This is a genomic window from Sporosarcina sp. P13 (assembly GCF_002743055.1).
In the GTDB taxonomy this organism is placed as follows: domain Bacteria; phylum Bacillota; class Bacilli; order Bacillales_A; family Planococcaceae; genus Sporosarcina.
Map to the genome: position 1 here is coordinate 38,858 of NZ_PDYM01000017.1, position 21,472 is coordinate 60,329.

The 21,472-nt window shown below is 41.9% G+C and carries 19 protein-coding genes and 1 other RNA gene; 14 read left to right on the plus strand and 6 right to left on the minus strand.

Annotated elements, in window-relative coordinates:
• Positions 1–53: 53 nt before the first annotated feature.
• A complete protein-coding gene (smpB, locus tag CSV79_RS09520) occupies positions 54–521 on the plus strand; it encodes an SsrA-binding protein SmpB (RefSeq protein ID WP_099688820.1) in 468 nt (155 codons plus the stop codon).
• Between the two features lie 90 nt (positions 522–611).
• Positions 612–972, plus strand: a transfer-messenger RNA (tmRNA) gene (gene ssrA / locus CSV79_RS09525).
• Between the two features lie 111 nt (positions 973–1,083).
• Here the strand turns inward: ssrA and CSV79_RS09530 are convergent.
• Positions 1,084–1,548 (minus strand): hypothetical protein, encoded by a 465-nt coding sequence (locus CSV79_RS09530; protein ID WP_099688821.1) that lies wholly within the window; start codon positions 1,546–1,548, stop codon positions 1,084–1,086.
• Between the two features lie 144 nt (positions 1,549–1,692).
• Between CSV79_RS09530 and CSV79_RS09535 the strand changes: the two genes are divergently transcribed.
• From CSV79_RS09535 to CSV79_RS09555, 5 genes are all read left to right on the plus strand, one after another.
• On the plus strand, positions 1,693–2,850 hold the full coding sequence (locus CSV79_RS09535; RefSeq protein WP_099688822.1) for a DUF3221 domain-containing protein: 1,158 nt from the start codon (positions 1,693–1,695) through the stop codon (positions 2,848–2,850).
• A gap of 483 nt (positions 2,851–3,333) precedes the next feature.
• Positions 3,334–3,957, plus strand: coding sequence for an AIM24 family protein (locus tag CSV79_RS09540; RefSeq protein WP_233201410.1), 624 nt, complete (start codon positions 3,334–3,336; stop codon positions 3,955–3,957).
• Positions 3,958–4,210: 253 nt separating this feature from the next.
• Positions 4,211–6,262, plus strand: a complete 2,052-nt coding sequence (locus CSV79_RS09545; protein ID WP_099688824.1) for a transglycosylase domain-containing protein — start codon at positions 4,211–4,213, stop codon at positions 6,260–6,262.
• A gap of 489 nt (positions 6,263–6,751) precedes the next feature.
• On the plus strand, positions 6,752–7,912 hold the full coding sequence (locus CSV79_RS09550; RefSeq protein WP_158232505.1) for an S-layer homology domain-containing protein: 1,161 nt from the start codon (positions 6,752–6,754) through the stop codon (positions 7,910–7,912).
• 88 nt (positions 7,913–8,000) lie between these two features.
• A complete protein-coding gene (locus CSV79_RS09555) occupies positions 8,001–8,717 on the plus strand; it encodes an FG-GAP repeat domain-containing protein (RefSeq protein ID WP_099688826.1) in 717 nt (238 codons plus the stop codon).
• Between the two features lie 277 nt (positions 8,718–8,994).
• Here CSV79_RS09555 and CSV79_RS09560 read toward each other — a convergent pair whose 3' ends face one another.
• Complete coding sequence (locus CSV79_RS09560) at positions 8,995–9,846, minus strand: DegV family protein (protein ID WP_099688827.1); 852 nt, start codon at positions 9,844–9,846, stop codon at positions 8,995–8,997.
• A 417-nt stretch (positions 9,847–10,263) separates the two neighbouring features.
• Here CSV79_RS09560 and CSV79_RS09565 point away from each other — a divergent pair, with 417 nt between their 5' ends.
• Positions 10,264–10,527: a hypothetical protein gene (locus CSV79_RS09565; RefSeq protein WP_099688828.1), complete on the plus strand. Its 264-nt coding sequence runs from the start codon at positions 10,264–10,266 to the stop codon at positions 10,525–10,527.
• 288 nt (positions 10,528–10,815) lie between these two features.
• Here CSV79_RS09565 and CSV79_RS09570 read toward each other — a convergent pair whose 3' ends face one another.
• Positions 10,816–11,274 (minus strand): YhcN/YlaJ family sporulation lipoprotein, encoded by a 459-nt coding sequence (locus CSV79_RS09570; RefSeq protein ID WP_158232506.1) that lies wholly within the window; start codon positions 11,272–11,274, stop codon positions 10,816–10,818.
• A gap of 500 nt (positions 11,275–11,774) precedes the next feature.
• Here CSV79_RS09570 and CSV79_RS09575 point away from each other — a divergent pair, with 500 nt between their 5' ends.
• The 3 genes from CSV79_RS09575 to CSV79_RS09585 all read left to right on the plus strand — a co-directional run bounded on the left by CSV79_RS09575 (position 11,775) and on the right by CSV79_RS09585 (position 13,534).
• Positions 11,775–12,698, plus strand: a complete 924-nt coding sequence (locus tag CSV79_RS09575; RefSeq protein WP_099688830.1) for a S66 peptidase family protein — start codon at positions 11,775–11,777, stop codon at positions 12,696–12,698.
• 333 nt (positions 12,699–13,031) lie between these two features.
• Positions 13,032–13,181, plus strand: coding sequence for a hypothetical protein (locus CSV79_RS17000; RefSeq protein ID WP_099688831.1), 150 nt, complete (start codon positions 13,032–13,034; stop codon positions 13,179–13,181).
• A gap of 137 nt (positions 13,182–13,318) precedes the next feature.
• Positions 13,319–13,534 carry an Ltp family lipoprotein gene (locus CSV79_RS09585; RefSeq protein WP_099688832.1) on the plus strand — a complete coding sequence of 72 codons (216 nt, stop codon included), beginning with the start codon at positions 13,319–13,321 and terminating at the stop codon, positions 13,532–13,534.
• A gap of 268 nt (positions 13,535–13,802) precedes the next feature.
• Here the strand turns inward: CSV79_RS09585 and CSV79_RS09590 are convergent, their stop codons facing one another.
• Positions 13,803–14,324 carry a hypothetical protein gene (locus tag CSV79_RS09590; protein WP_099688833.1) on the minus strand — a complete coding sequence of 174 codons (522 nt, stop codon included), beginning with the start codon at positions 14,322–14,324 and terminating at the stop codon, positions 13,803–13,805.
• Positions 14,325–14,722: 398 nt separating this feature from the next.
• Between CSV79_RS09590 and CSV79_RS09595 the strand changes: the two genes are divergently transcribed.
• Both CSV79_RS09595 and CSV79_RS09600 read left to right on the plus strand, forming a co-directional pair.
• Positions 14,723–14,974: a hypothetical protein gene (locus CSV79_RS09595; RefSeq protein ID WP_099688834.1), complete on the plus strand. Its 252-nt coding sequence runs from the start codon at positions 14,723–14,725 to the stop codon at positions 14,972–14,974.
• Positions 14,975–15,021: 47 nt separating this feature from the next.
• Positions 15,022–15,633: a HutD/Ves family protein gene (locus tag CSV79_RS09600; protein ID WP_099688835.1), complete on the plus strand. Its 612-nt coding sequence runs from the start codon at positions 15,022–15,024 to the stop codon at positions 15,631–15,633.
• A 120-nt stretch (positions 15,634–15,753) separates the two neighbouring features.
• Here the strand turns inward: CSV79_RS09600 and CSV79_RS09605 are convergent, their stop codons facing one another.
• Entirely contained in the window at positions 15,754–18,318 is a 2,565-nt protein-coding gene (locus CSV79_RS09605; protein WP_099688836.1) for a CBS domain-containing protein, read from the minus strand.
• Positions 18,319–18,722: 404 nt separating this feature from the next.
• On the opposite strand from CSV79_RS09605, the gene CSV79_RS09610 reads away from it, so the two are divergent.
• Positions 18,723–19,658: a DMT family transporter gene (locus CSV79_RS09610; RefSeq protein ID WP_099688837.1), complete on the plus strand. Its 936-nt coding sequence runs from the start codon at positions 18,723–18,725 to the stop codon at positions 19,656–19,658.
• A 279-nt stretch (positions 19,659–19,937) separates the two neighbouring features.
• Here CSV79_RS09610 and CSV79_RS09615 read toward each other — a convergent pair whose 3' ends face one another.
• A complete protein-coding gene (locus tag CSV79_RS09615) occupies positions 19,938–20,474 on the minus strand; it encodes a hypothetical protein (RefSeq protein WP_099688838.1) in 537 nt (178 codons plus the stop codon).
• Positions 20,475–21,472 lie beyond the last annotated feature (998 nt).

Below are 21,472 nucleotides of genomic sequence, written 5' to 3' on the forward strand. Positions count from 1 at the left end.
TGTAGATGCAATCACGCCTAGGCGAGATTGATAAATAGGGGGAGGAATGAAGCATGGCCAAAGGATCCGGTAAAGTACTAGCCGTCAACAAAAAAGCAAATCACGATTACGCGATCGAAGAAACTATTGAAGCGGGAATCGTCTTAAAAGGTACTGAAATAAAATCGATTCGTAAAGGGAAAGTCCAGTTACGTGACGCATTTATCTTGATCCGTAACAATGAAGCATGGATTTCCAATATGCATATTAGTCCATACGAACAAGGGAACATCCACAACCATGACCCGATTCGTTCTCGCAAACTATTACTGCACAAGAAACAAATCAGTTCATTAATAGGTGAGACGAAACAACAAGGCTATTCGATTATTCCGTTGAAAATGTATATTAAAGATGGCTTCGCAAAAGTGCTGATTGGCGTCGGTAAAGGGAAGAAGCTTTACGATAAGCGACAAGACTTGAAAGAGAAAGAACATAAGCGGGATATGCAGCGAGCGTTCAAAGCGAAACAACAAGATTGATTAACAGCCCGATTTATTATATACTATAAGAAGTTTCAAGTACGACCCGCCGTTCTAAGTGAAACGGACTTGGGTTCCGAACTTTCCTTCGGGGACGTTACGGATTCGACAGGGGTGGTCTGGGCTTGAGCTGCGCGTCGGAGGGATCGTCTCCGTCAGAAACGACAGTTAATAATAACTGGCAAAACAAACAACAACCTAGCATTCGCAGCGTAAGCTGTTGAATCTACCTTTCGTTTCCATCGCTCATGTGGAGGCGTAAGGTTCACTTATAAGTGAGCTACGCTGACATCTGCATTCCGAGGATGTCAGAAGAGATTCCCGGAATAGCGCACAGGACGCCCTGATTGATGGCATAATGCTTGCGCGAAACCAAGTTATCAATCTACACGCGTAGACGCTGAAGTAGCAGAGCCTTTGGACGTGGGTTCGACTCCCACCGTCTCCATATTGATGTATATGGATGAACCCACCAGCATGAACGTGCTGGTGGGTTTTTTTGTTGTGGATTGTGATGTATTGGTGGTGGTTCAGAATGAAGCGGGGGAAACAGTTCGTATGGTTATCGCGCGAAAGAGGTCTGGACCGCGCCAAAATTTAGGCTTACCGCGCGAACCAGGTTAGAAACCGCGCCAAAAGTTTGGTGTACCGCGCAAAAGCCGGAGCAAACCGCGCCAATAACATGGCAGACCGCGCGAAAGTCAAGTTGCACCGAGCCAACCCCTTCCAGTACCGCGCGATGACTTGTGCAAACCGCGCCAATAACATGACAGACCGCGCGAAAGCCAAGTTGCACCGAGCCAACCCCTTCCAGTACCGCGCGATGACTTGTGCAAACCGCGCCAATAACATGACAGACCGCGCGAAAGTCAAGTTGCACCGAGCCAACCCCTTCCAGTACCGCGCGATGACTTGTGCAAACCGCGCCAATAACATGGCAGACCGCGCGAAAGTCAAGTTGCACCGAGCCAACCCCTTCCAGTACCGCGCAATGACTTGTGCAAACCGCGCGAAAGTCAAGTTGCACCGAGCCAACCCCTTCCATCACCGCGCAATGCCTTGTGCAAACCGCGCCAATGTACACCAACCCAATTAATATTATAACTGTTTTCTCATTTTAGTAACATTTCAACATCTCCTCCGTCTACTGCAGTAGATAGGGGGCGGAAATGTGAGAAAGACTACGTATGCATTTGTACTTTGCGTTACATTATTGTTAGGCGGATGTGGAATGGGGAATGAGACGCAAAACGGATCAGTTAAGCAAGATGCCTGGCAGACGATAAAAAAAGTGGATGGTCGTGAAATTATTGCTGAACTGAAGCAGACTGTTGAAGGGTCACCAGGACGTGATCAGGTAGCTCAAGAGCAATTAGAAAGTCCAGATTATATTGGAGGTTTCTACGGCGAGCCGTCACTGGCATTGGAAGAGGATATGGCGGTACAGGCGATAGAAGGTCCGATTGCTATCCAAGCAGTTGAAGAAGTGTATGGTGGCAATGAAGCGTTTGAAAAGGAAGGGGTTCTTTTCTTAGAAAACCAGATGCTTGGGGCTACGCAATCGGGAGTATGGATTGGTGTGAAGAATCCTGACGAAAAAGTGCAGGAAGTGATTGACTGGTTGCAGCCAAAAGTGGATGAGGGGGACATTCTGGCGGAGCCAATTTATATTTTCCGCAGTCCCCATACACATCAGGAACTGAATACGATCCAAGATGAAGTGACGAACGTATTAAAGGGCATGAACCAAGAGCGCGGTTCATTTTCATTAGCAGTCGATACGATTACAGGCCGCGTGGAAATAGGACATGATTTCCTGAAGGCGTCACAGCAAAAAGAGCTAGAAAAGAAGTTTCCTAACTATACGTTCCACTTCGAGCAAGAAGGCAATATGGTTGCTGAGCCAGGGATGTCCGCTATTATTCATCCCGAGAAGGATATGACCGATACACCTGTTACAGATGGTGGGTTTATTATGGACGTGTCGGACGGTAGCATTTTCGTCTCTGGGGGAACGGAAGGAGCTACTTACTATTCATTTGATGAAGCGCATTTACTTACAGTTGGCCAACGCGTGAAGGTGGAAGCTTCGGGCGCTATTTTGGAATCGTATCCGGCGCAGGGGGAGGCTAAGTTTGTGGAAATCTTGCCTGATTATAAACCAGGAGAAGCAGTACTTTCTGAATCGCAAGCTGTGGCGAAGGCGGTCAAAGGGAAGGGGAAGGAATACTTTAATTTTAATGAAATCAAAGAAGTACGTTATGACAAAAAACGAAAAGCATGGATAGTCAAGGTGAGCGACGGTAGTGAAGTGAAAGTGGAAGAGTAAACGAAAGTGAAATAGAAACGTACAAGAATCGTTGGTATATCGGGTGGTTTTTCAAGCAATCAGTCAGTTAAAATAAGGTACCTGTGTGAGAAACAAACGTGAATGTTTAAACAATCATGAAAGTTTCATGCACAGGTACCTTTAATCATTCAAAAGGTAAAATTGTGATTACGATTCAATAAGTGAAAGGCTAGCCTGTACAGATAGAACTTCCATGCGACTTTTCGTGTTGATGTTATATGCTGTACAGGTTTTTTCTTTATAAAAATCAGGTAAGTAAAATCTCATGTTATAATTACCATAACCTTGCAACCAAAATAAAAAATCAGAAAGCGGGCGATTATTCTGTTTACGATTAAAAATTTTGTAGATAATGAAAATGTAAAAGTCAGGGAGGAGCTTGGCCCTTTTAAAGTAGCGGAGTTTCAAAGAGAGTTAAGTGTCGATCATGCTACAGCCCAATCGGCATATTATGCTTCTGAAATGAATGTAAGAAGAAGACAGCTAGTTTGCGATGTCGGTCAGTCAAACATTACGATCCAGGCAGGGGCCATGCAATGGATGGTCGGAGATGTGAAAGCGACGACTGGGCTTAAGGGAGTAGGAGACTTCATCGGAAAAACGATTAGGGGCAAAATGACCAAAGAATCGAGCATCAAACCGGAGTACACGGGCACCGGTACACTTGTTTTAGAACCGACGTATAAGCATATTTTGCTACTGGATGTAGACGAGTGGGATCAGTCACTCGTCATTGAAGACGGACTCTTTTTAGCTTGTGATTCAGGATTAAAACATAAGGCCGTGATGCGCTCAAATCTTTCTTCTGCTGCACTTGGCGGGGAAGGTCTTTTCAACCTGGGACTTACCGGGCAAGGAGTGATTGCACTGGAATCTTCCGTGTCGAGAGAGGAACTTATAGAAATCGAGTTAGAAAATGATGAGTTGAAAATCGATGGGAATATGGCGATTGCCTGGTCAGGCGGTTTAGAATTTACTGTCGAACGCTCTGGAAAAACACTTATGGGTTCGGCGGCTTCAGGCGAAGGATTGGTAAATGTCTACCGCGGAACAGGAAAAGTATTAATGGCGCCGTTCCTTCAATAATTGGGTATCTACTGTAAATTACCTATCTGTATTCGAAAAAGCGTGAATGTGTAAACGATCATGAAGATTTCAAGTACAGGTACTTTTATTAAGATATTACCAAGAAGCCCAACTTCCAGGTAATATCTTTTTTACATATATTCGTACCAAAATCCCCCAAAAGACAAAATCCGCAACCTTCAAACACCCCAATCGTCAATACTATGCTGTACTCAACCAACAAATCCACAGCAATAAAGCAGGTGAAACTTATATGAAAAGGTCAGAATATAAAGAACAACAACATAAAAAAAGACCGAAAAAGCAAAGAAGCCTGAGGAAAAAGATTACTCGTTTCGTATTCATCAGTAGTCTACTTGTCGTCTTTTGCGCACTACTCGTACTGAATATCTTCATCACATTCAGCGATGTAAGTGCACTCGAAGAACCTGCACCACGGTCGACGGTTATTTACGATCCGAGCGGTGAAGTCATCAGTAAGGTGTCGAATTCGAATATTGAAGGGGTAACGATCGACCAGATTCCGAAGACGCTGATCGAAGCAGTCATTTCCGTGGAAGATCAACGGTTTTACACACATCATGGCGTCAATTATATAACAATGGGACGTGCCTTACTTCAGAACGCATTCAAAGGCAAAATCGTGGCAGGGGGCAGTACGATTACGCAGCAACTTGCGAAAAATGCGTTTTTGACGCAGGAGCGTACGTACTCTCGTAAATTTAAAGAACTGATTCTCGCAAAAAAGATTGAACGGGTGTATTCGAAAGATGAGATCATGGAACGTTACCTTAACCAAATTTATTTTGGTGATGGGGCGTGGGGTATTCAACGTGCGGCGCAGACCTATTTTGGTAAGGATGTCAGTGAATTGACGTTAAGCGAATCAGCGACAATTGCAGGCATCATTAAAGCACCGTCGCATTTATCGCCTACGAAAAATATGGAAAAGTCGGTGGAACGGCGCAATCTGGTGTTGGCGTTGATGCTGCGTGAACAGTATAGCAGCCAGCAAGAATACGATGAAGCGATTGGACAGAAACTGGCATTGGCAAAATCGACAGTGCCAGATTACAAAGGGAACTATCCGTATTATATCGACCGTGTAGTGGACGAGGCGGTCAATACGTACCATTTGACGAGAAATGAAGTGCTGTCCGGCGGGTTGCATATTACGACAGAAATCAATCCGGTGGTCCAAGAGGCGCTCGAAAAAGTGTATGCGGATGATCGCTATTTTCCGAAGAGCGCTCCAGACCAGCTTCTGCAGAGTGCGTCTGTTTTCCTAAATCCTAAAACGGGCGGGATTCTGGCGTTAGTCGGTGGGAGAGGAGAATATACGCATGGACGCTTCAATAATGCGACGGACCTTATCCGACAGCCTGGATCTGCGTTAAAGCCGCTTGCCGTCTATACTCCGGCACTTGAGGAAGGGTATCATATGTCAGATTTACTTGTGGATGAACCGATCGATATGGACGGGTACTCTCCGAAAAACTTTGATCAGCAATATAGAGGGGAAGTGACGATGTACGATGCGCTCACACAATCGTATAATATTCCTCCTGTTTGGCTGTTGGATCAGATCAGTATCAAAAATGGAGTGCATGCTGTTGAACGGTTTGGAATTTCATTGGAAAAGAATGACCGTGCGCTTGGATTGGCGCTTGGAGGACTGGATAAAGGAACCTCTCCGTTACGGATGGCTCAAGCGTTTTCTGCGTTTGCGAATGATGGAGTGATGGAAGAAGCCCATGCGATCACAGAAATTAAAGATTCGGAAGGAAAAGTGCTCGGGAAGTGGCGGGGAGAGTCTGTGCGCGTGACAGATGCGGAAGTTGCCCAGCAAATGACGTATATGTTGCAAGGGGCTGTAAAAGAAGGCACTGCGAAAAAAGCACAAGTTTCCGGTATGGATGTGGCGGGGAAGACGGGCACTACACAGCTACCGTTTGAAGGCGTGAACGGTTCAAAAGATCATTGGTTCGTTGGCTATACACCGGATATTGCGGGTGCGGTCTGGCTCGGATATGATCAAACAGACGCCGACCATTATTTAACATCTACCAGCAGCTTTACTGCACCGCCCATTTTCGCGCAAGTCGTTTCAAAATCAGCCAGCGAATTAACTACAAAGGAATTTGATTTATCGTTAATTGATGAAGAAATAAAAGAGCTGAAGAAGCAGAAGAAAAAGACAAAGGAAGAAAGAGAAAAGAAAGAGAAGAAAAAAGAGAAAGACAAGAAGGTGAAAGAGTTTTGGGAAGGCATTGAAAAGTGGGGACGGAGCTTGTTTGAAGAGTAAGAGGACCAAAGGCAGCGGAAACTGTCAGCTAGAAGTAAGATATCTATGCTAGAAACAAATGTGAATGTGTAAACACTCGTGAAAGTTCACGCGCAGGTTTACTGTCCGTGTTTACAGGCGTAGTTCACGGAAATGATCAGATGACTACAGAAATAGTTGGGCTATGGACAATTCATGTAGATTCCCAGCGGACAAAAAAATTTTACGACAACCATCATCACCTCTCGCAAGATTGTGACTGCGAGTACTGTTTAAATTATTTGCTAGCTTGTGAGAAGTTTCCGTAGACGATTCCACTGGAGGATCCGTCTGCATTTTAAATAAGATACCTGTGTGAGAAACAATCATGAATGTTAAAACATTCATAAAAGTTTCTCACACAGGTATTTTTCATTTACTAAAATATACCCTCTTATGTTGAAACTATTTTAGTAATTCCCCGTCTATACGCTGCTTAGAAAATAGGATTGTTTAGAAAGGATGAAAGAAATGAAGAAGTTATTTGCAGTAGTGGGTGCATTCTTACTGGCATGTAGTTTACCGTTGTCAGGGATTGCGGCTGGGAAACAAGTGTTCTCTGATGTGCCGCCGTCAAAGCACTTTGCGGAAGCGGTGAATGATCTGGCAGTACGTACTATTATAGGAGGCTATCCGGACGGTACGTTCAAACCGGGGAATTCGATTACGCGAGGACAAGCTGCCGCAATTATTGCGAAGATGATTGGTCTAGATACTTCGAATGTCAAAGGCCAGAAATTTAAGGATGTACCGACATCGTATGGTTTTTATAAGGCGATTGCGAAAATGGCGGAGGAAGGCATTATTGGCGGGTATCCGGACGGTAGCTTCAAACCGGATGAGCCGATCAAGCGTAAAAATATGGCTTCGATTCTTGTGAAAGCATTTGATTTACCACGTGATGGGAAAGTGAACAATCCGTTCAAAGGAGAAGTTGGTATTACACAGGATGTACTGATCATTTATAAGCTTGGTATTACTTCAGGTACAACTCCTACCACATTTAGTCCAAACGCACCGATTACAAGAGGGCAAGCTGCGAAAATGTTAGTGGCGACGGAGAAAGCACGGGTGGAAAATGGTGTGACGTTGAAAGCAGGCGATTTAGGCTGGGATGCGATTACAGCGGTTATCGATGATCAAGTGAATCCGAGCGTATTCCGTGCAGTCAAAGTGGCAGGGAAAAAAGATACGCTAAGTCAGGTGCAATTACTGCCAGTCAAGGAAGGGACAGGTGGCGTCGTCATTTGGGGAAGAGACGCGGACCTTACTATGAAATATCAAAAGTATTATCTTCATGTGAAAAAAGTGGGCGGAGAACTCGGTTTGACGTTAGAGAAGACGATTGATACGTTGCCGGCAGAGGTCTCGCTTAATACAAAGTATAAATTTGTGGAACATATATCTCTCGCAACGACGGACGGAAAGATTATCTCTGACAACGTAAAGATTGATAGGATCGTATACAATTTTACGAATATTAAAGTCGAAAAGCCCGGTGACTATATCGCGAACGTGCGCTTTGAAAATGGAGAAGAAACGCGGTACAGTGTAATAGTTTTTGAAAGTGAAGATAGCTTTTTATATGGTGGATATGCTACGGAAATAGGACCAGCTGATAATTTCAACTAGGTCTATGAGGTGCCCTTTTTTGAAGAAAATCAACTAGACGCTATCGGCATAGCATACAATGAACAACGATTACATTTGAACAGGAGGGATGGAGGTTAACGGGAAACGTACATTGTTGGATATGAATATGGGGGATGTAAACGGGGATGGTATATTGGACACCGTTTATTTGTATGGTCAATTCGATGGGCCGCCAGGTATCTATGCCGAGAACATTACGCTTGTGATTCATGATGGACGGTCATCTAAAAGTACAACCGTTCATCTGAAAAATAACGCGGGCTATAATCCGCGCTTGTTTCTTGGCGATTTTAACAAAGATGGTGTCCCGGATATTATGGTGAGTATGGATACGGGCGGTAGTGGGGGATATCGAATTTTTTATATTTATTCCTTTAGACATAACAGGTTACACGAATTGTTCAACAGTGATCACTACGATGAAAAGTATGAATTTGAAGCACATTATGAAAATTTCTATAAAGTGCGTGTAGAAAGTTCTCAGCTTAACATGGTATTCATCATAGACATTGGCAACAGAGGCTTTGATTATTTATCGCAGTTTTATAACAGTAGCGGGGTATTGAAAAATCCGGTACAAGGAGGGGTTCTTGGTATCGGAGCACTATTTCCAATTAATACAACAAACAGAAACAATTATTTTGATTTATTAGCTATGCAGCGTATTATTGGACCAACCAATTCAGATACATTAGGATATGTTGAAAATCTATTGTCGTGGCAGGACATCGAATTTATTTCAAACCAGCTGACTGTGTCTGTATTTGGTGTGGAAAGTAAATGACAGAAGAAAACGTATTTTGAAATAAAATAAGGTACCTCTGTGAAAAACAAACGTGAATGTTTTAATAATCATGAAAGTTTCTTGCGTAGGTACCTTTGATTATGAATAAAAAAATGGATAGACCCTTATCGATGAAGCGGAACCTTGATCTACAGCAACCGATTACTAAAGAACAAACAAGGGTCGCAGCACTACTCTGAAACTGCCTACAAGTTTACTGCGACCAGATAACTTTATCTAATTAAAGGTATTTGCGTTAGACAGGTACCTTTTCACATTATACTTCAATCCCCGCAATCCCAAATCCTCCAGGACCAGAATGTGTTGAGATCATAGCGCCAGCTTCAATCCACATACTATTTTCAAATCCTTTTTCTAATGCAATTTCTGTGATTCGTTCTTTGATAGTTTCACTAAGTCCGATAGAGTATATAAAATAAATTTGTTGTCTATCAATGTCGTATTGCTGTAAATAGTCAAGCAGTAAACTTTCAGCGGCTTTGCTCATTTTTCCACGATACTTTTTAGTCGAAACAAGCTTACCTTCCACTAATTCAATACATGGTTTGATTTTTAACAAAGCCCCGCCAAGATAAGCCATATTGCTGACTCGTCCGCCAGCCCTTAAAAAATCTAAGCTGCCAGGAAGGAAGGCGAGTCTTACTTTTGGAACCATTGCTTCAATTTTTTCTAGCAAGCGGATAGGATCCATTTCAGGTTCTTCCTCTAGTAGAGTAACCGCATACATAATAACCGCAGTTAATCCGCCTGTAACGTTTAATGCATCGATTAAATAAATATTCTCTACATCTTCCGCTGCTGTTAACGCATTTTGAAAGGAAACAGAAGCCTTTGATGTATACCCTATATGAAAAATGACACTATTAGGAAATTCCGTTCTAATTCTTTTGAAAAACGCTTGGTACTCGTAGGTATTCGTTGCGGCGGTAGAAGGTATCTTTTTTGTACGATCATAAAAATCAAATATTTCTTCTACGGGCAGATGACCATCTAAATAGTCCTGACCATCCATGACTACGTGCATGGGTACTACTTGTACATCATGTCTTTTCACCAAGAAGTCCGGTAAATCGGCACCGCTCTCAGTCGATAAAATGATTCTTTTCACTTTACAACGCCTCCAACTTACATTTTATTAGGTCTGTAGGTTATTAAATTCACTTTAACTATACATGATAAACAGGCGATAGATGTTTAAGTTTTTGAAATATGTAAAGGAGCAGTTTTACAAGTCTTAAGGACTGACAATTCGGTTGGGAACATCATGCGGTACTGGAGAAGATCGTGACAGAAGGATCTGTTGCATATTCTATCTACATAGAGGAAAATATCAGCTACCATGTTCCGCGATCAATTTAGCTAGATTAAGGCATACAGACGAATATATAAAGTTAATTGAATTAAGCCAATATACTTCTTCGTTGATTTCGCAGGTAAATACGTATAGAATATCTTCTGTACTTATATAAATTACTGAAGAAGTACGAATGAACATAAAGAATAAATGTTTTATTGGAGGGTCTTTATGAATTATAGAATCAGTAACAAGCAAGTATTCGAACAAGCACAGCTGCGTTCGGTTTCAGATGTGCCGTTTACTGAAGAAGAACTTCAAAACGGTATGATGTTAGCGATAGCAAAGGAAGACGCTACGCTGGCGCTGTATTTGGTAGAGGTGGACGGTCATAAGAAGTTTGAGGTTCGTTGGGATGATTCACATGAGCTTTTCACCGGCTGGTATACGGCCTGGGAAAACTTCACATGGTGTCTAAATATTGCGGGTAACTGATTTTACAGATACTTATGTGAAAAACCACTCATTCATATACTTAAAATAAAAGACTCCGCAGGTTTATTACGCAAACTTGCGGAGTTTTTGCATTATTAATAGGGTGAGTTGAAAGTACCTGTGTGAAAAATGGTTTCTCATACATTTTCATTGAACGTTAAAACCTAGATGCATTTAGGTTTTAATGTTTTTTATTGTTTAGATAAAGTAACCAGGTCCCCACACAAATCAGAAACAATTCAAAATTGATCTAGATTTGTGTGGGGACCTAGTATCTTTTGTGAGATGTTAACGTGCATCAGGGAATACACGCTTCATGGCTTCCGAAAACTCATCAAAGAATCCTTCTACTGGCTCTCCTGCGCTGACTTTTTCCCTATAACCGGTCATTCTTTCTACGAAATCTGGATTAAGGGATACGTAGACATTTTCAATAGCGGAATTAGAGGATCGGACTTTTTCTGCAACTTTATTCTCCAGCTCTTTCGTCGCTTCTTTCACTGCCGTATCCTTTAAGACAACAGCAACATAAGCATTATGATCAGTAACCAGTACCGTGGCACTATCCACCTCTGTCAGTTCAGTGATTTTGTCTGCAGCTTCATCAGCAGTCTCTACCTTGGTCTCATTAGTACTAGGAGTGGGAGTATTTTCGTCAACGGGAGTTGTGTTATCCTTTTTTGTTCCGCAACCCATCACAACCAATGTAACCAAAAGAACAATCATTAAAAAACTTGTTTTTTTCATTTGCCTTCCTCCTTTTGGCGTATTCACATCTAGTGTGTCCATAAAGAGGAATTTTCATGTGTCCAATTCTAACGAAATAAAAAACATGACCATGCAATTATAGGCAGGAAATCACCGAACGGATGCTTGAATGGATTCTTCATCCCATTCATTGTGTGAGTACCTGATACCTTCTAATAAATCCGCGCCAAAAACCTGGCGTACCGCGCGAAAGTCAAGTTGACCCGCGCCAATCCCTCCCAGCACCGCGCGAAAGCCGGATCAAACCGCGCCAAAAACCTGGCGTACCGCGCGAAAGTCAAGTTGACCCGCGCCAATCCCTCCCAGCACCTCGCGAAAGCCAGATCAAACCGCGCCAAACTCGGGTACCAAGTCCTCTCACAACGTTTAATTAGGTGAACTGGAATCCCCTTAGTCCCCAAAAAAGATTCGCAAACATATGCTAATACATGAGAGTAAATTGTTTGTGTAATTTACAAGGGGAAGGGAGCTATTGATTAATGGCTACGAAACCGCAGCAATTAAAAAGAGGCGACACGGTAGGGATTGTAACGCTTGGAAGTCCGTTGGCAGCCAATCGCATCACTGAAGGAATTCGGATGTTGCAAAGGATGGGGTTTAAAGTTGTTGTGGGGGACTATGTGTATTCCTCTAATGGCTTTCTTGCAGCAACTCCTCGGCAAATGGCTTCGGATTTAATGAAGATGTTTAAAAATCCGGAAGTGAAATGGATTTTACCTGCTCGAGGTGGAGTCGGGGTGGCGAGTATTTTACCATTTCTTGATTTCAACATTATTAAAAAAAATCCTAAAATTGTTTCGGGATATAGCGACATTACGATTTTATTAAATGTGTTGTTTGAATATGGGGACCTCATCAGTTTTCAAAGTTTATTATTGTTAGACTTTAATCCAGCAACTCCTCAATATAATTTCAATCAATTCTTTGCGGCGACATCGACAGTCACTGCGCCTTGGCAAATTATCAACCCACCTGGAGTTCCACTTCTTGGAGTGGTTCCTGGAAATGTCACAGGACCAGTTGTAGGTGGAAATCTCACGTCATTCGTGGGCACTTTAGGCACATCCTATGAAATCAATACGGAAGGCAGAATTCTTCTTTTGGAAGAAACACATGAACCGATTAATACGGTGTTTCGATACTTAAACCACTTAGCGATGGCAGGGAAATTTGAAGATTGCGTAGGAATTATTATGGGACAATGTACGAACTGTGAACCAGCGTACGGGAAGAGCTACGTGGATTTGATCAATGAATTTCTAGTTCCACTTGGAAAACCTTTATTGACCAACCTAGCGACCGCACATGGCCACTATAAAGCCACAATACCTATTGGAGCCAGTGTTCATATGGATACGGTGAATCGAACGTTGACGGTGATGGAGCCGGTGGTTAGGATATAGTCGGGCTCAAAGGGGATTCGAACCAGCTAGGCATACAAATTAAAAGAACAGAACTAGCCGACTACGTATAAGTACGTAATCGGTTATTTACTTACCATGATAAATGATCTATGCCGTTACACTGAACGACTTGGAATCGATTCTAAATTCTTTCTGTAATAACAGGCACCAAGTCCACATACAACTCCTTCCTATGCAATAATTAATTTTTACTGATATATGCAAGGTTTGGGAGTATACTTATAAGGTAAGAATATCTACTTCAATAATATAAGGTATAGTAAATTTGTTGAATCGATTATCTTTAGACGACAAGAATAGTGGGTGAATAAAATGGGGAAGTATCAATTGGATAGCAAAGGTAAGGCGGCTGTGGCAAAATATCATGAAAAAAACAAGCCTGCCCAATTTGATAAAAAGCAGCAACTTGAAAAAATACGTACAGCATATTTGGAAAAAAAGCAAAAACAAACAGATCAATAAAATGAAGTTATATCTTCAAAATATCAAAATAGTTCAGTGGCAAATGGTTATTTCAGAATCAGTGACTATATAATTCTTCCTAGCCAGTAAAATCTAGATATATCAACAGTTGATAGCGTAGAAGTGTAAGTGTCAATATTTCTGAACATGGTGAAAAGTTTACTACCGATGAAGCACAGTATGCAATCGCCAATTTGAAAGCCGATTTAAACAAAAATGCCTTAGTGAAAGCAAAAAGTTATCAGGAAACTACGAGTATGTCACCAGAAGCGATAAGAGAACAACTGACTTCTACACATGGTAAGAGATTTACACAAGCAGAAGTCGATTATGTAAGTAAAAATTTAGATTAATCGAGCACTAGCCACTTCCTTAACCTATTTTGAAGTGCGTATTAAAGTAACATTTATATTTCTGTACGTAGATAACCCGCTAGCATGTAATAATTGTTGGTGGGTTTTTTAGTACGCAAAATGTTGAATTTGTCTAAAGTAAAGGACCTGTTACTTAATAAATGTTCCGCAGTTCAATCGGTGTTTAAACACAACTGAATTGAAACTAAGACTTGTATTCATCTTCCCACCAATAAAGGTGGGAGACTTTTGCTAAATCTAGTTATATTTAACCGATTCCTTTTAGTGCGACAAGCACATTTACTTTGCTCGTTGAAGAAGGGTTTGTTAATAACACACCTGTGATTGTCCCACTTGCATTGACAACCTTTACAGATACTTTGCTATTGGTTAAAGTGAAGGATTCCTCTGTATTGTTCATAACAAAATCAAGATTTGGTTGCGGGGGGATCTGGCTGTATATTTCAACATCTACTGTACCTGCGGAAAGAAGTTGAACCCAAACATAGGCTTCATGGAAGTCAGAGGTATCAAACTCTAAAACGGCAGTATCGCCTGGATTAATTTCGTTCAAGGGAGTCCCAATTACAGGTTGAACCTGTAAAGATGAACTGGTGCTCACTCGATTACCAACAGACACGGGGAATGGTTGATCTGAACCACCTAAAACATTTGAGGAACCATCTGTTACTTTTACTGGCCAAGCGTTAGCGGGCGTATTTGGTTCTCCTTGATGTGCGACTAATGGTGGATCACCCGGATTTTGTGGTTTACATGGCTTTTTTTGCATACATTTTTCACCTCCTTTTATACGAGAAGTTTATACATCCTATGCCGAAAAATACTAGTCGTATAAGCAATGAACATAATGGAAATGTGGATTTTGGTATTCTAGTGAAAAGTGCCAGACCGAGAAACAAACATGAATGTTAATTGTATAGGAATCTAGTACTTAAAATTATTAACGAGAGAATGTGGCCGTTTATATGTCCGTGACACAAGGCATGATTGGTTTAGGAAGGGTGCGCTAGGTGGAACATTGCCGGAAATTACGAAAAAACGTACGAACTGGTGATGGAAAAGTTGAATGAATGGAAAGAAGAAGTGTGATTACTAGATTAGCTGTGTGATACTTAGAATAGGGTATTGCGCTGGTACCATTTTATTATATGTGGCAGGAGGAATTTAATGGAGAAAAAATTAGTGAAGACGGCGATTTATACGGTAGTCGGTTCTTTTTTAGTGCTGTTTGCAGTGATGCCTAGAGAGAAAGTGATAACTGACTTTGATGGGATGTCTTCATATGAAATCATTCCTTATTCTGAATTTTTCTTTATGTTAGCGCTGTACTCGGTGAGGATTGCACTCGTTGCAGTTATTATAGCTGTCGCTGTGCATTACATGTTGGAACATGAGAAAAAGGCGGCTGAAAAGCCTTGAGTGCTATTTATATGCACTTTCATTAATTAATAAGGAGACTTGTAACGATGTCCTATTCCACAAAGTTAATCCGAAAACATGAGCAAATAACAAAAAAGTGGTCTGGCGGTGACACGACGGAGCTAGCCATTTATCCTGGAGAAGCAGACTATGCGAAGCGAAATTTCCAATGGAGAATTAGTTCAGCTGTTGTTGAAGCAGAAGAGTCTATTTTTACCACCCTCCCAACTATTGACCGAATCATTATGGTGATTGACGGGGAAATGACGTTGAAACATGAGGGACATCATCAGATTCATTTGACTCCATATGAACAAGATCGATTCAGTGGGGGATGGACGACGCGAAGTTATGGCAAGGTTAGAGATTTTAATCTAATGTTGGCAGATGGCTGTAGCGGGGCACTTGAGGCGATTACGGTTGGGAAAGACCATCCTTATGAAATAGACGGTAAAGAAATCCGAAACGTTGAGGGATTTTACTGCATAGACGGTCCGGTTTCTATAAAAATAAATACTACTGAAGCAGTCGATTTAGCGCAGGGTGATTTGTTGCTTATCCATAGGGAAGGGGTAGAAACGAGCCTTTCTATTTCACTTGTCAATCCAGCAGAAATCGTAGTGAACGTAATACGAGTTAGTGTGATTTTTGACGTTTAAGATAAGAAAATAAACCCGCCAGCAGAAAAATAAACTGTACCCTATAAGACGGACTTTTTCAAAGTGTCCATATTATAGGGTACAGTTTAAAATCGCTGACGGGTTTTATTTATTATCTATTTAAGACTGGTTATACAAATACGCTTGAAGCCATAGATCTGCATCTTCTTTAGATATAATCTTTCCGTCCAACTGCTCATATTCCAGTTGAAGTAAAATATCTGAAAAAGCAGGGCCGGGCTTCAATCCGGATCTTACTAAATCAGCACCTGTTAACAAGGGTTGTATGTGGCGGCGCTGTTGCAAGTAATTAAGAACGGATGAAGTAGAAGAATCTGAATCGACTGCTACCATAAATAAAATGGCTTGATCGGAATAATCGCTTAAGAATCTATGGAAGTCCTCAAGAGTTTTAGCTTCTTCCCATTGTTCATGCTGATCTAACTCCAGTATTTCTTCTAGCAGTTTGCGTCTGCTTTTCGTCAGTGTAAACTTCTCTGCTGCGTATAGGCTACGGTTATAGTAGAACGGCAATAAAAAGTACGTAAACCAGTCGGGCTTATCATGTGCTTGTTCGTTATGGAGCGTTTGCAAACGATCCGCAGCTTCAACTGTCGCCTCTAACTGTATTTCATGGATACCGAACTGTTGCCAGACACGCAGTTTGAATAGGCGGCGCAGTACTTTTTGTGGAGTTCCTTCATTGAATAGGCGCTTCATTTCTTCGTTGATGCGATGCGGTGTTAAATGAATCATTTTATCGATAGACTCCAAAGCAAGCTTTTCTGTTTGTTCGTCCATTGTAAATCCGAAACGTTCTTCAAAACGAACCGCACGGAAAATGCGGGTAGGGTCTTCGATGAAACTAATATTGTGGAGGATTTTGATCTTCCGTTCTTCTAGATCTTGTTGTCCGCCAAATGGGTCGATTAATTCCCCGAATGCTTCTTCGTTCAATCGGATAGCCATTGCGTTGATTGTAAAATCACGTCGTAGTAAATCGTCGCTTAATTTGGATGTTTCGACTTGTGGTAAGGTAGCGGGTTGCTCATAGTATTCAAGTCTTGATGACGTCATGTCGATCGATAGGCCAGACGGAAGAGTCCATGTCGCTGTGCCGAAGCTCTCATGTTCGTGTACGTCTCCGCCATATAGTTCCTGCATACGTTTGGCCAGCTGAATGCCATTACCTTCTGCTACGATGTCGATGTCATGATTCGGCTTGCCAAGTAAAATATCCCGGACAATACCACCGATTAAATAAACAGGAGTCTTCATCTCGCTAGCAGTTTTTCCAATTACTTTTAGCAGTTTGCAAATGTCTTCAGGTAGTTGCTCCTCCATTTTTTCCGCTAGTTTATTTGGGGTCAGGTGTTCTTGTGATTTTTTCTCTTTCGCAACGTCGCTATACAATACTTCAATAATATTTGATCGCGTGACGATTCCAATGATTTCATCGTCCGCAATGACAGGCAATCGTCCGATATTATGCTTGATGACGAGTTCTTGGATTACTTCCAATGAAGTAGACGGATCAATCGTCACGACGTTCGTAGTCATATACGCTTTGACAGGCGCATGGCCGAGTCCGTGATGGTTCGCTTTATCAAGATCACGTCGTGTAATGAGTCCAACTAGTTTTCCATTTTCAACAATGGGATAACCAGAATGTCCGTAGCGATACATGCGACGGCCTGCTTCTTCAATCGTTGTGTCTGGTGTAAGCGTTTTGACTGGGCTTGTCATCAGTTCCCTAGCGATAAGAGCAGGACGTAACAATGTGTCGAGATTCTTGACGATATCCTCAAGAATGGATTCTTTGTCACCCTTTTTTACTGTAGCTGAACCTGCATGTTTATGACCGCCACCACCTAGTTTTTTCAAGAGTGGCAACAGTGTAAACCGTTCTGAATTGGCACGACCCACGACACATACGGTGTTTTTCATTTTGACGATAGTGATGGCTGCATCCGTTCCTTTGACTCCTAGCACTTTAGTAGTTACGAGGGCAAGGCCATTTATAAAACTATCCAGTTCATGCGTGCTCACGGCAATATCAAGTCCGTCTACTTCATAAATCTCTGTATGTGCAAGAAGCTCGTTCAATAATTCTTGTTGCTCCGTAGTAAGTGTTTGCTCGGAGTAACGCTGAACCATTTCAAGACTCATTCCTTGCTCAAGCAAATAGCCTGCCATCTGCAAGTCGCGCACTGTCGTATTGGCATATGTAAAATTCCCTGTATCTGTATAAAGGCCAAGTCCGAATAACGAAGCTTCGAATGTTGTGAGAGGTAGATTCCGTCGTTGAATTTCCTCCAAAAGCAACGTCACTGCGGCACCCGTTAATTCAACTATACCTTCATTATACTGCACGTCTTTTTCGCTTTTTTGATGGTGATCATAGACGATTATATGTCGCTTGGATGCATCGAACTCTTTTGGTAGCGTGCCAATTCTCGATAAGGAAGCGACGTCTACGATGATCATTTCTGTCACTTGTTCCCAGTCCACGCGAGCAGTTGGGATGAAGTCGAACAGGTCGCGGTAAATATTTAAAAAGCGCTGTACACGGCTTTCTTGCTTATCCGAAATGACTAGCTGTGCGTCTGGATAGAGTTTTTTTGCTGCGATCATAGAAGCAAGCGCGTCAAAATCTGTGTTGACGTGAGATATAATAATTTGCACGTATGGTACCTCCTGTTTGATAGGTGCTTGTACTAAAGAAATTTTACTATGTTTGTATAAGTAAAGTGTAAAAACGCTTATTTTTATAGGTCTAGTGTATCACCGGCATACATTTTTTTCAATTCGTGATGAGAAGTACTAACAGCTTGGTTTCCTATAAATAGGTATAGAAGATCGTGCGTAATAACTGATTTTCAAATTAACTAGTGATAACAACTTATATGGTTATATAATACATTCGATAAGATTGTATATGGAACAGAGCGAATGCGTCTTTTGATAGATGAATGGTATGGGCTAAGATAAGGGTGCAAAATATGAACAGAAAAATAGCCGCTATCTACAAAGTAAGAGTACAATAGACAGTGAAATGTAAAATTTTCGGCTAGGGAAGGCTGTTGTCTTTGAAGAATAATCAAATTTATGTCGTGTTAATTGGAATTATGTTCCTTTGGGGCGTCAATGTATCGGCGATTAAAGTGCTCGTCAATCAGTTCGATGTGATGACGATCACCGCGCTTCGTATTTTTGTAGCGTCTATTTTCGTACTTATCATTCTTGCATTCATGAAGAAGGTTCGACTACCACGTAAAGAAGAGTGGATTTTGCTCCTCGGTGGGACGTTGACGAATGTTGTCTTCCATCATTATTTTTTGGCAGATGGATTGAGTAAAACAAGTGCCGCGAACGGTGGTTTGATTTTAGGTTTAGGGCCTTTATTGACTGCTGTGTTGTCGGTGACAATTTTGAAGGAGAAGTTGACCGGTTTGCGATTCCTTGGATTTATGCTGGGCGGGGCCGGTGTCAGTTTTACGGTTCTCGCAGGTAGCGGAAAGTTAGGAGACGTGTCGATTGGGGATGTAGAGGTTTTTCTGTCGATTCTTTCTCAGGCACTTAGTTTTCTAATTATAAAAAAGGCGTCGCAAACGATGGATGCCCGGTTGATGACAGGCTATATGCTACTGATGGGTTCCTTTGTGTTGATGGTCATTGCTGTAGTAAAAGAGCCAACCGGTTTCATGACGTTGCGTGACGGATCCACTTCTATTTGGTTCGTATTTGTATTTTCTGCATTAATCGCAACAGCCGTCGGTCATATGCTGTATAATTCATCGATTAAAAAGATCGGTGCCGCGAGCGCTTCGATATTCCTGAATTTCAATACGTTTTTCGCATTAGTCGGTGCAGGTTTATTTTTAGGAGAGAAGCTATTGCCAGCTCACTTTATCGGATTGGTTTTAATTGTGATGGGGGTATCCTTTGGTTCTGGTGCGATCGAGGTGTATTTGCGCAATAGGAAATTGATGCAATTGGAACGTGAATCTGATTCTTCTACGTAGGAGGCACCCGTTACCATGTATGTGAGAATTGCGCCAAAGACATCGCGTTCCGCGCGAAAAGCGTCGTCACCAGCGCGAAACTTCGGCAATACCGAGCGAAAGTCTAGGCTAACCGCGCCAAACTTGTCTGTCTCCGCGCCAAAGTCACGTTGAACCGCGCCAATCCCTCGGGAAATCGAGCGAAAACCTGGTAACACGGCGCAAAAGTCTAATCAAACCGCGCCAATCCCTTACAATATAAACAAGACAGCAAAAAAACGACTTTTTACATATCTCTCTTTACCTTTTCCCCCGAGGCCAGATGAAGTAAGAAAGGGAAATCACAATATCAAGGGCTACAATAACTGCCCATAACTTCAGCGTTTGAAGTAGGACTTCTGTTTTGTCGGTATCGCCAACGAAATAAATCATCGCGAGTAGAAAAGTACCACCGATTATAAATGCTAGCACGTGTTGCAAGGAGCCTTTCGTGGAATGGCGTGCATGGGCGTATCCTGTTTTCTTCTCCGGTTTTGTTCCTTGTTTCTTAATGTAGTAGAGAAAGCGTTCGTCAGCCCAACGAATCATGCTCTTGCCGAAAGCGATGGATACACCGAGATAAATAGCAGCGATGGCATGAACTTGTGTGGCAACAGCGCCGTTATAAAGATCGGTGGCGGTCACGATAAGCAATATTAAATCGATGACAGGTGTGAGTGCTAGAAAAAATAAGCCTAACCGTTTCTGATTGAAAATATATCGTGTGACGAGTCCGGCAAGAATAACGACCCAAAAGCCTATTTCGCAGGCAATGATCGTCCAACCGATGAAATTCATAAAATCACCTCATTAATTAATCTAACGATCCTGTTTAAGTGAATCATAACATAGAAATAGATTCCATCTGTTTGTAGACAAAACAGAAAGTAATACTCAGTGCATATAGCAACTAGCCTCACCCTTTATAAAGAAAGATAGTATTTTGCATTATTTAGCTTGATTTAACATCGGGAAATCGATGTGTATATAACACTAAAACTACTTTGACAATCCGCTAGTATCTTATATCTGAAAAAAGTTTTAAAACTTTTGAAACTTTCTAGGGAAATCACCGTCTATAGGGTGCGTAAATGATTAGAAGGGAATGTAGATGGGATACTATTCTCTTTATAGTCTATGGATCACGCGCCGTATTCACTATGGGAAGTGATACGGGGGGCAGTTGTTCGTTAGTACAAGGCTAATGAATATATCTGTAGAAAGAGGCGTACTGGCAAGCACTGGCATAAGCGACTAAGGCTACCAATAGTTCAGCGACAGCCGTCAACCAACCAACTGCTCACTAAATAAAGCTAGCCTAGTCGTTCAGCTTGTAATTAGAAATAGCTGTGCGACTGATAGTTCTTTATGTTTCGTAGCTTACACAGTATATGATTGCTCCACCAGTATATAGTTGCTGGTGGTTTTTTTATGTTATGGATCGATATTGGGTGCGCGGAAGGACTGCGCAGAACTAGCCAGTGTCCGCGCCAAAAATGTTGAAAATCGCGCCAAAGTCACGTTGAACCGCGCCAATCCCTAGTAACACCGCGCCAAACCGTTCCAAGTGCCGTTTTATTTATAATAGCTAAGAGAAATCAACCTTGTAGTCGTGCATAATAGCAATTTGCTAAGACACGGTTGTACTTTGTATGATACCTTTTAAGTATACTATGTTTCAATCGACGCTAAAGAGAAGAAACACCGCAGCTTATAAAGGAGTGAAGCACGATGCAAAGTTACATCGTCATGCAAGGACGTACATATAACGAAGAAAAAGAATTAGGTATCCTTTG

Excerpts from the sequence above, each read along its gene's own strand:
- smpB (WP_099688820.1), top strand. The coding sequence starts at position 54 with ATGGCCAAAGGATCCGGTAAAGTACTAGCCGTCAACAAAAAAGCAAAT.
- CSV79_RS09540 (WP_233201410.1), top strand. The coding sequence starts at position 3,334 with ATGAATGTAAGAAGAAGACAGCTAGTTTGCGATGTCGGTCAGTCAAAC.
- CSV79_RS09545 (WP_099688824.1), top strand. The coding sequence starts at position 4,211 with ATGAAAAGGTCAGAATATAAAGAACAACAACATAAAAAAAGACCGAAA.
- CSV79_RS09550 (WP_158232505.1), top strand. The coding sequence starts at position 6,752 with ATGAAGAAGTTATTTGCAGTAGTGGGTGCATTCTTACTGGCATGTAGT.
- CSV79_RS09555 (WP_099688826.1), top strand. The coding sequence starts at position 8,001 with ATGGAGGTTAACGGGAAACGTACATTGTTGGATATGAATATGGGGGAT.
- CSV79_RS09565 (WP_099688828.1), top strand. The coding sequence starts at position 10,264 with ATGAATTATAGAATCAGTAACAAGCAAGTATTCGAACAAGCACAGCTG.
- CSV79_RS09570 (WP_158232506.1), bottom strand. The coding sequence starts at position 11,274 with ATGAAAAAAACAAGTTTTTTAATGATTGTTCTTTTGGTTACATTGGTT.
- CSV79_RS09575 (WP_099688830.1), top strand. The coding sequence starts at position 11,775 with ATGGCTACGAAACCGCAGCAATTAAAAAGAGGCGACACGGTAGGGATT.
- CSV79_RS17000 (WP_099688831.1), top strand. The coding sequence starts at position 13,032 with ATGGGGAAGTATCAATTGGATAGCAAAGGTAAGGCGGCTGTGGCAAAA.
- CSV79_RS09590 (WP_099688833.1), bottom strand. The coding sequence starts at position 14,324 with ATGCAAAAAAAGCCATGTAAACCACAAAATCCGGGTGATCCACCATTA.
- CSV79_RS09595 (WP_099688834.1), top strand. The coding sequence starts at position 14,723 with ATGGAGAAAAAATTAGTGAAGACGGCGATTTATACGGTAGTCGGTTCT.
- CSV79_RS09600 (WP_099688835.1), top strand. The coding sequence starts at position 15,022 with ATGTCCTATTCCACAAAGTTAATCCGAAAACATGAGCAAATAACAAAA.
- CSV79_RS09615 (WP_099688838.1), bottom strand. The coding sequence starts at position 20,474 with ATGAATTTCATCGGTTGGACGATCATTGCCTGCGAAATAGGCTTTTGG.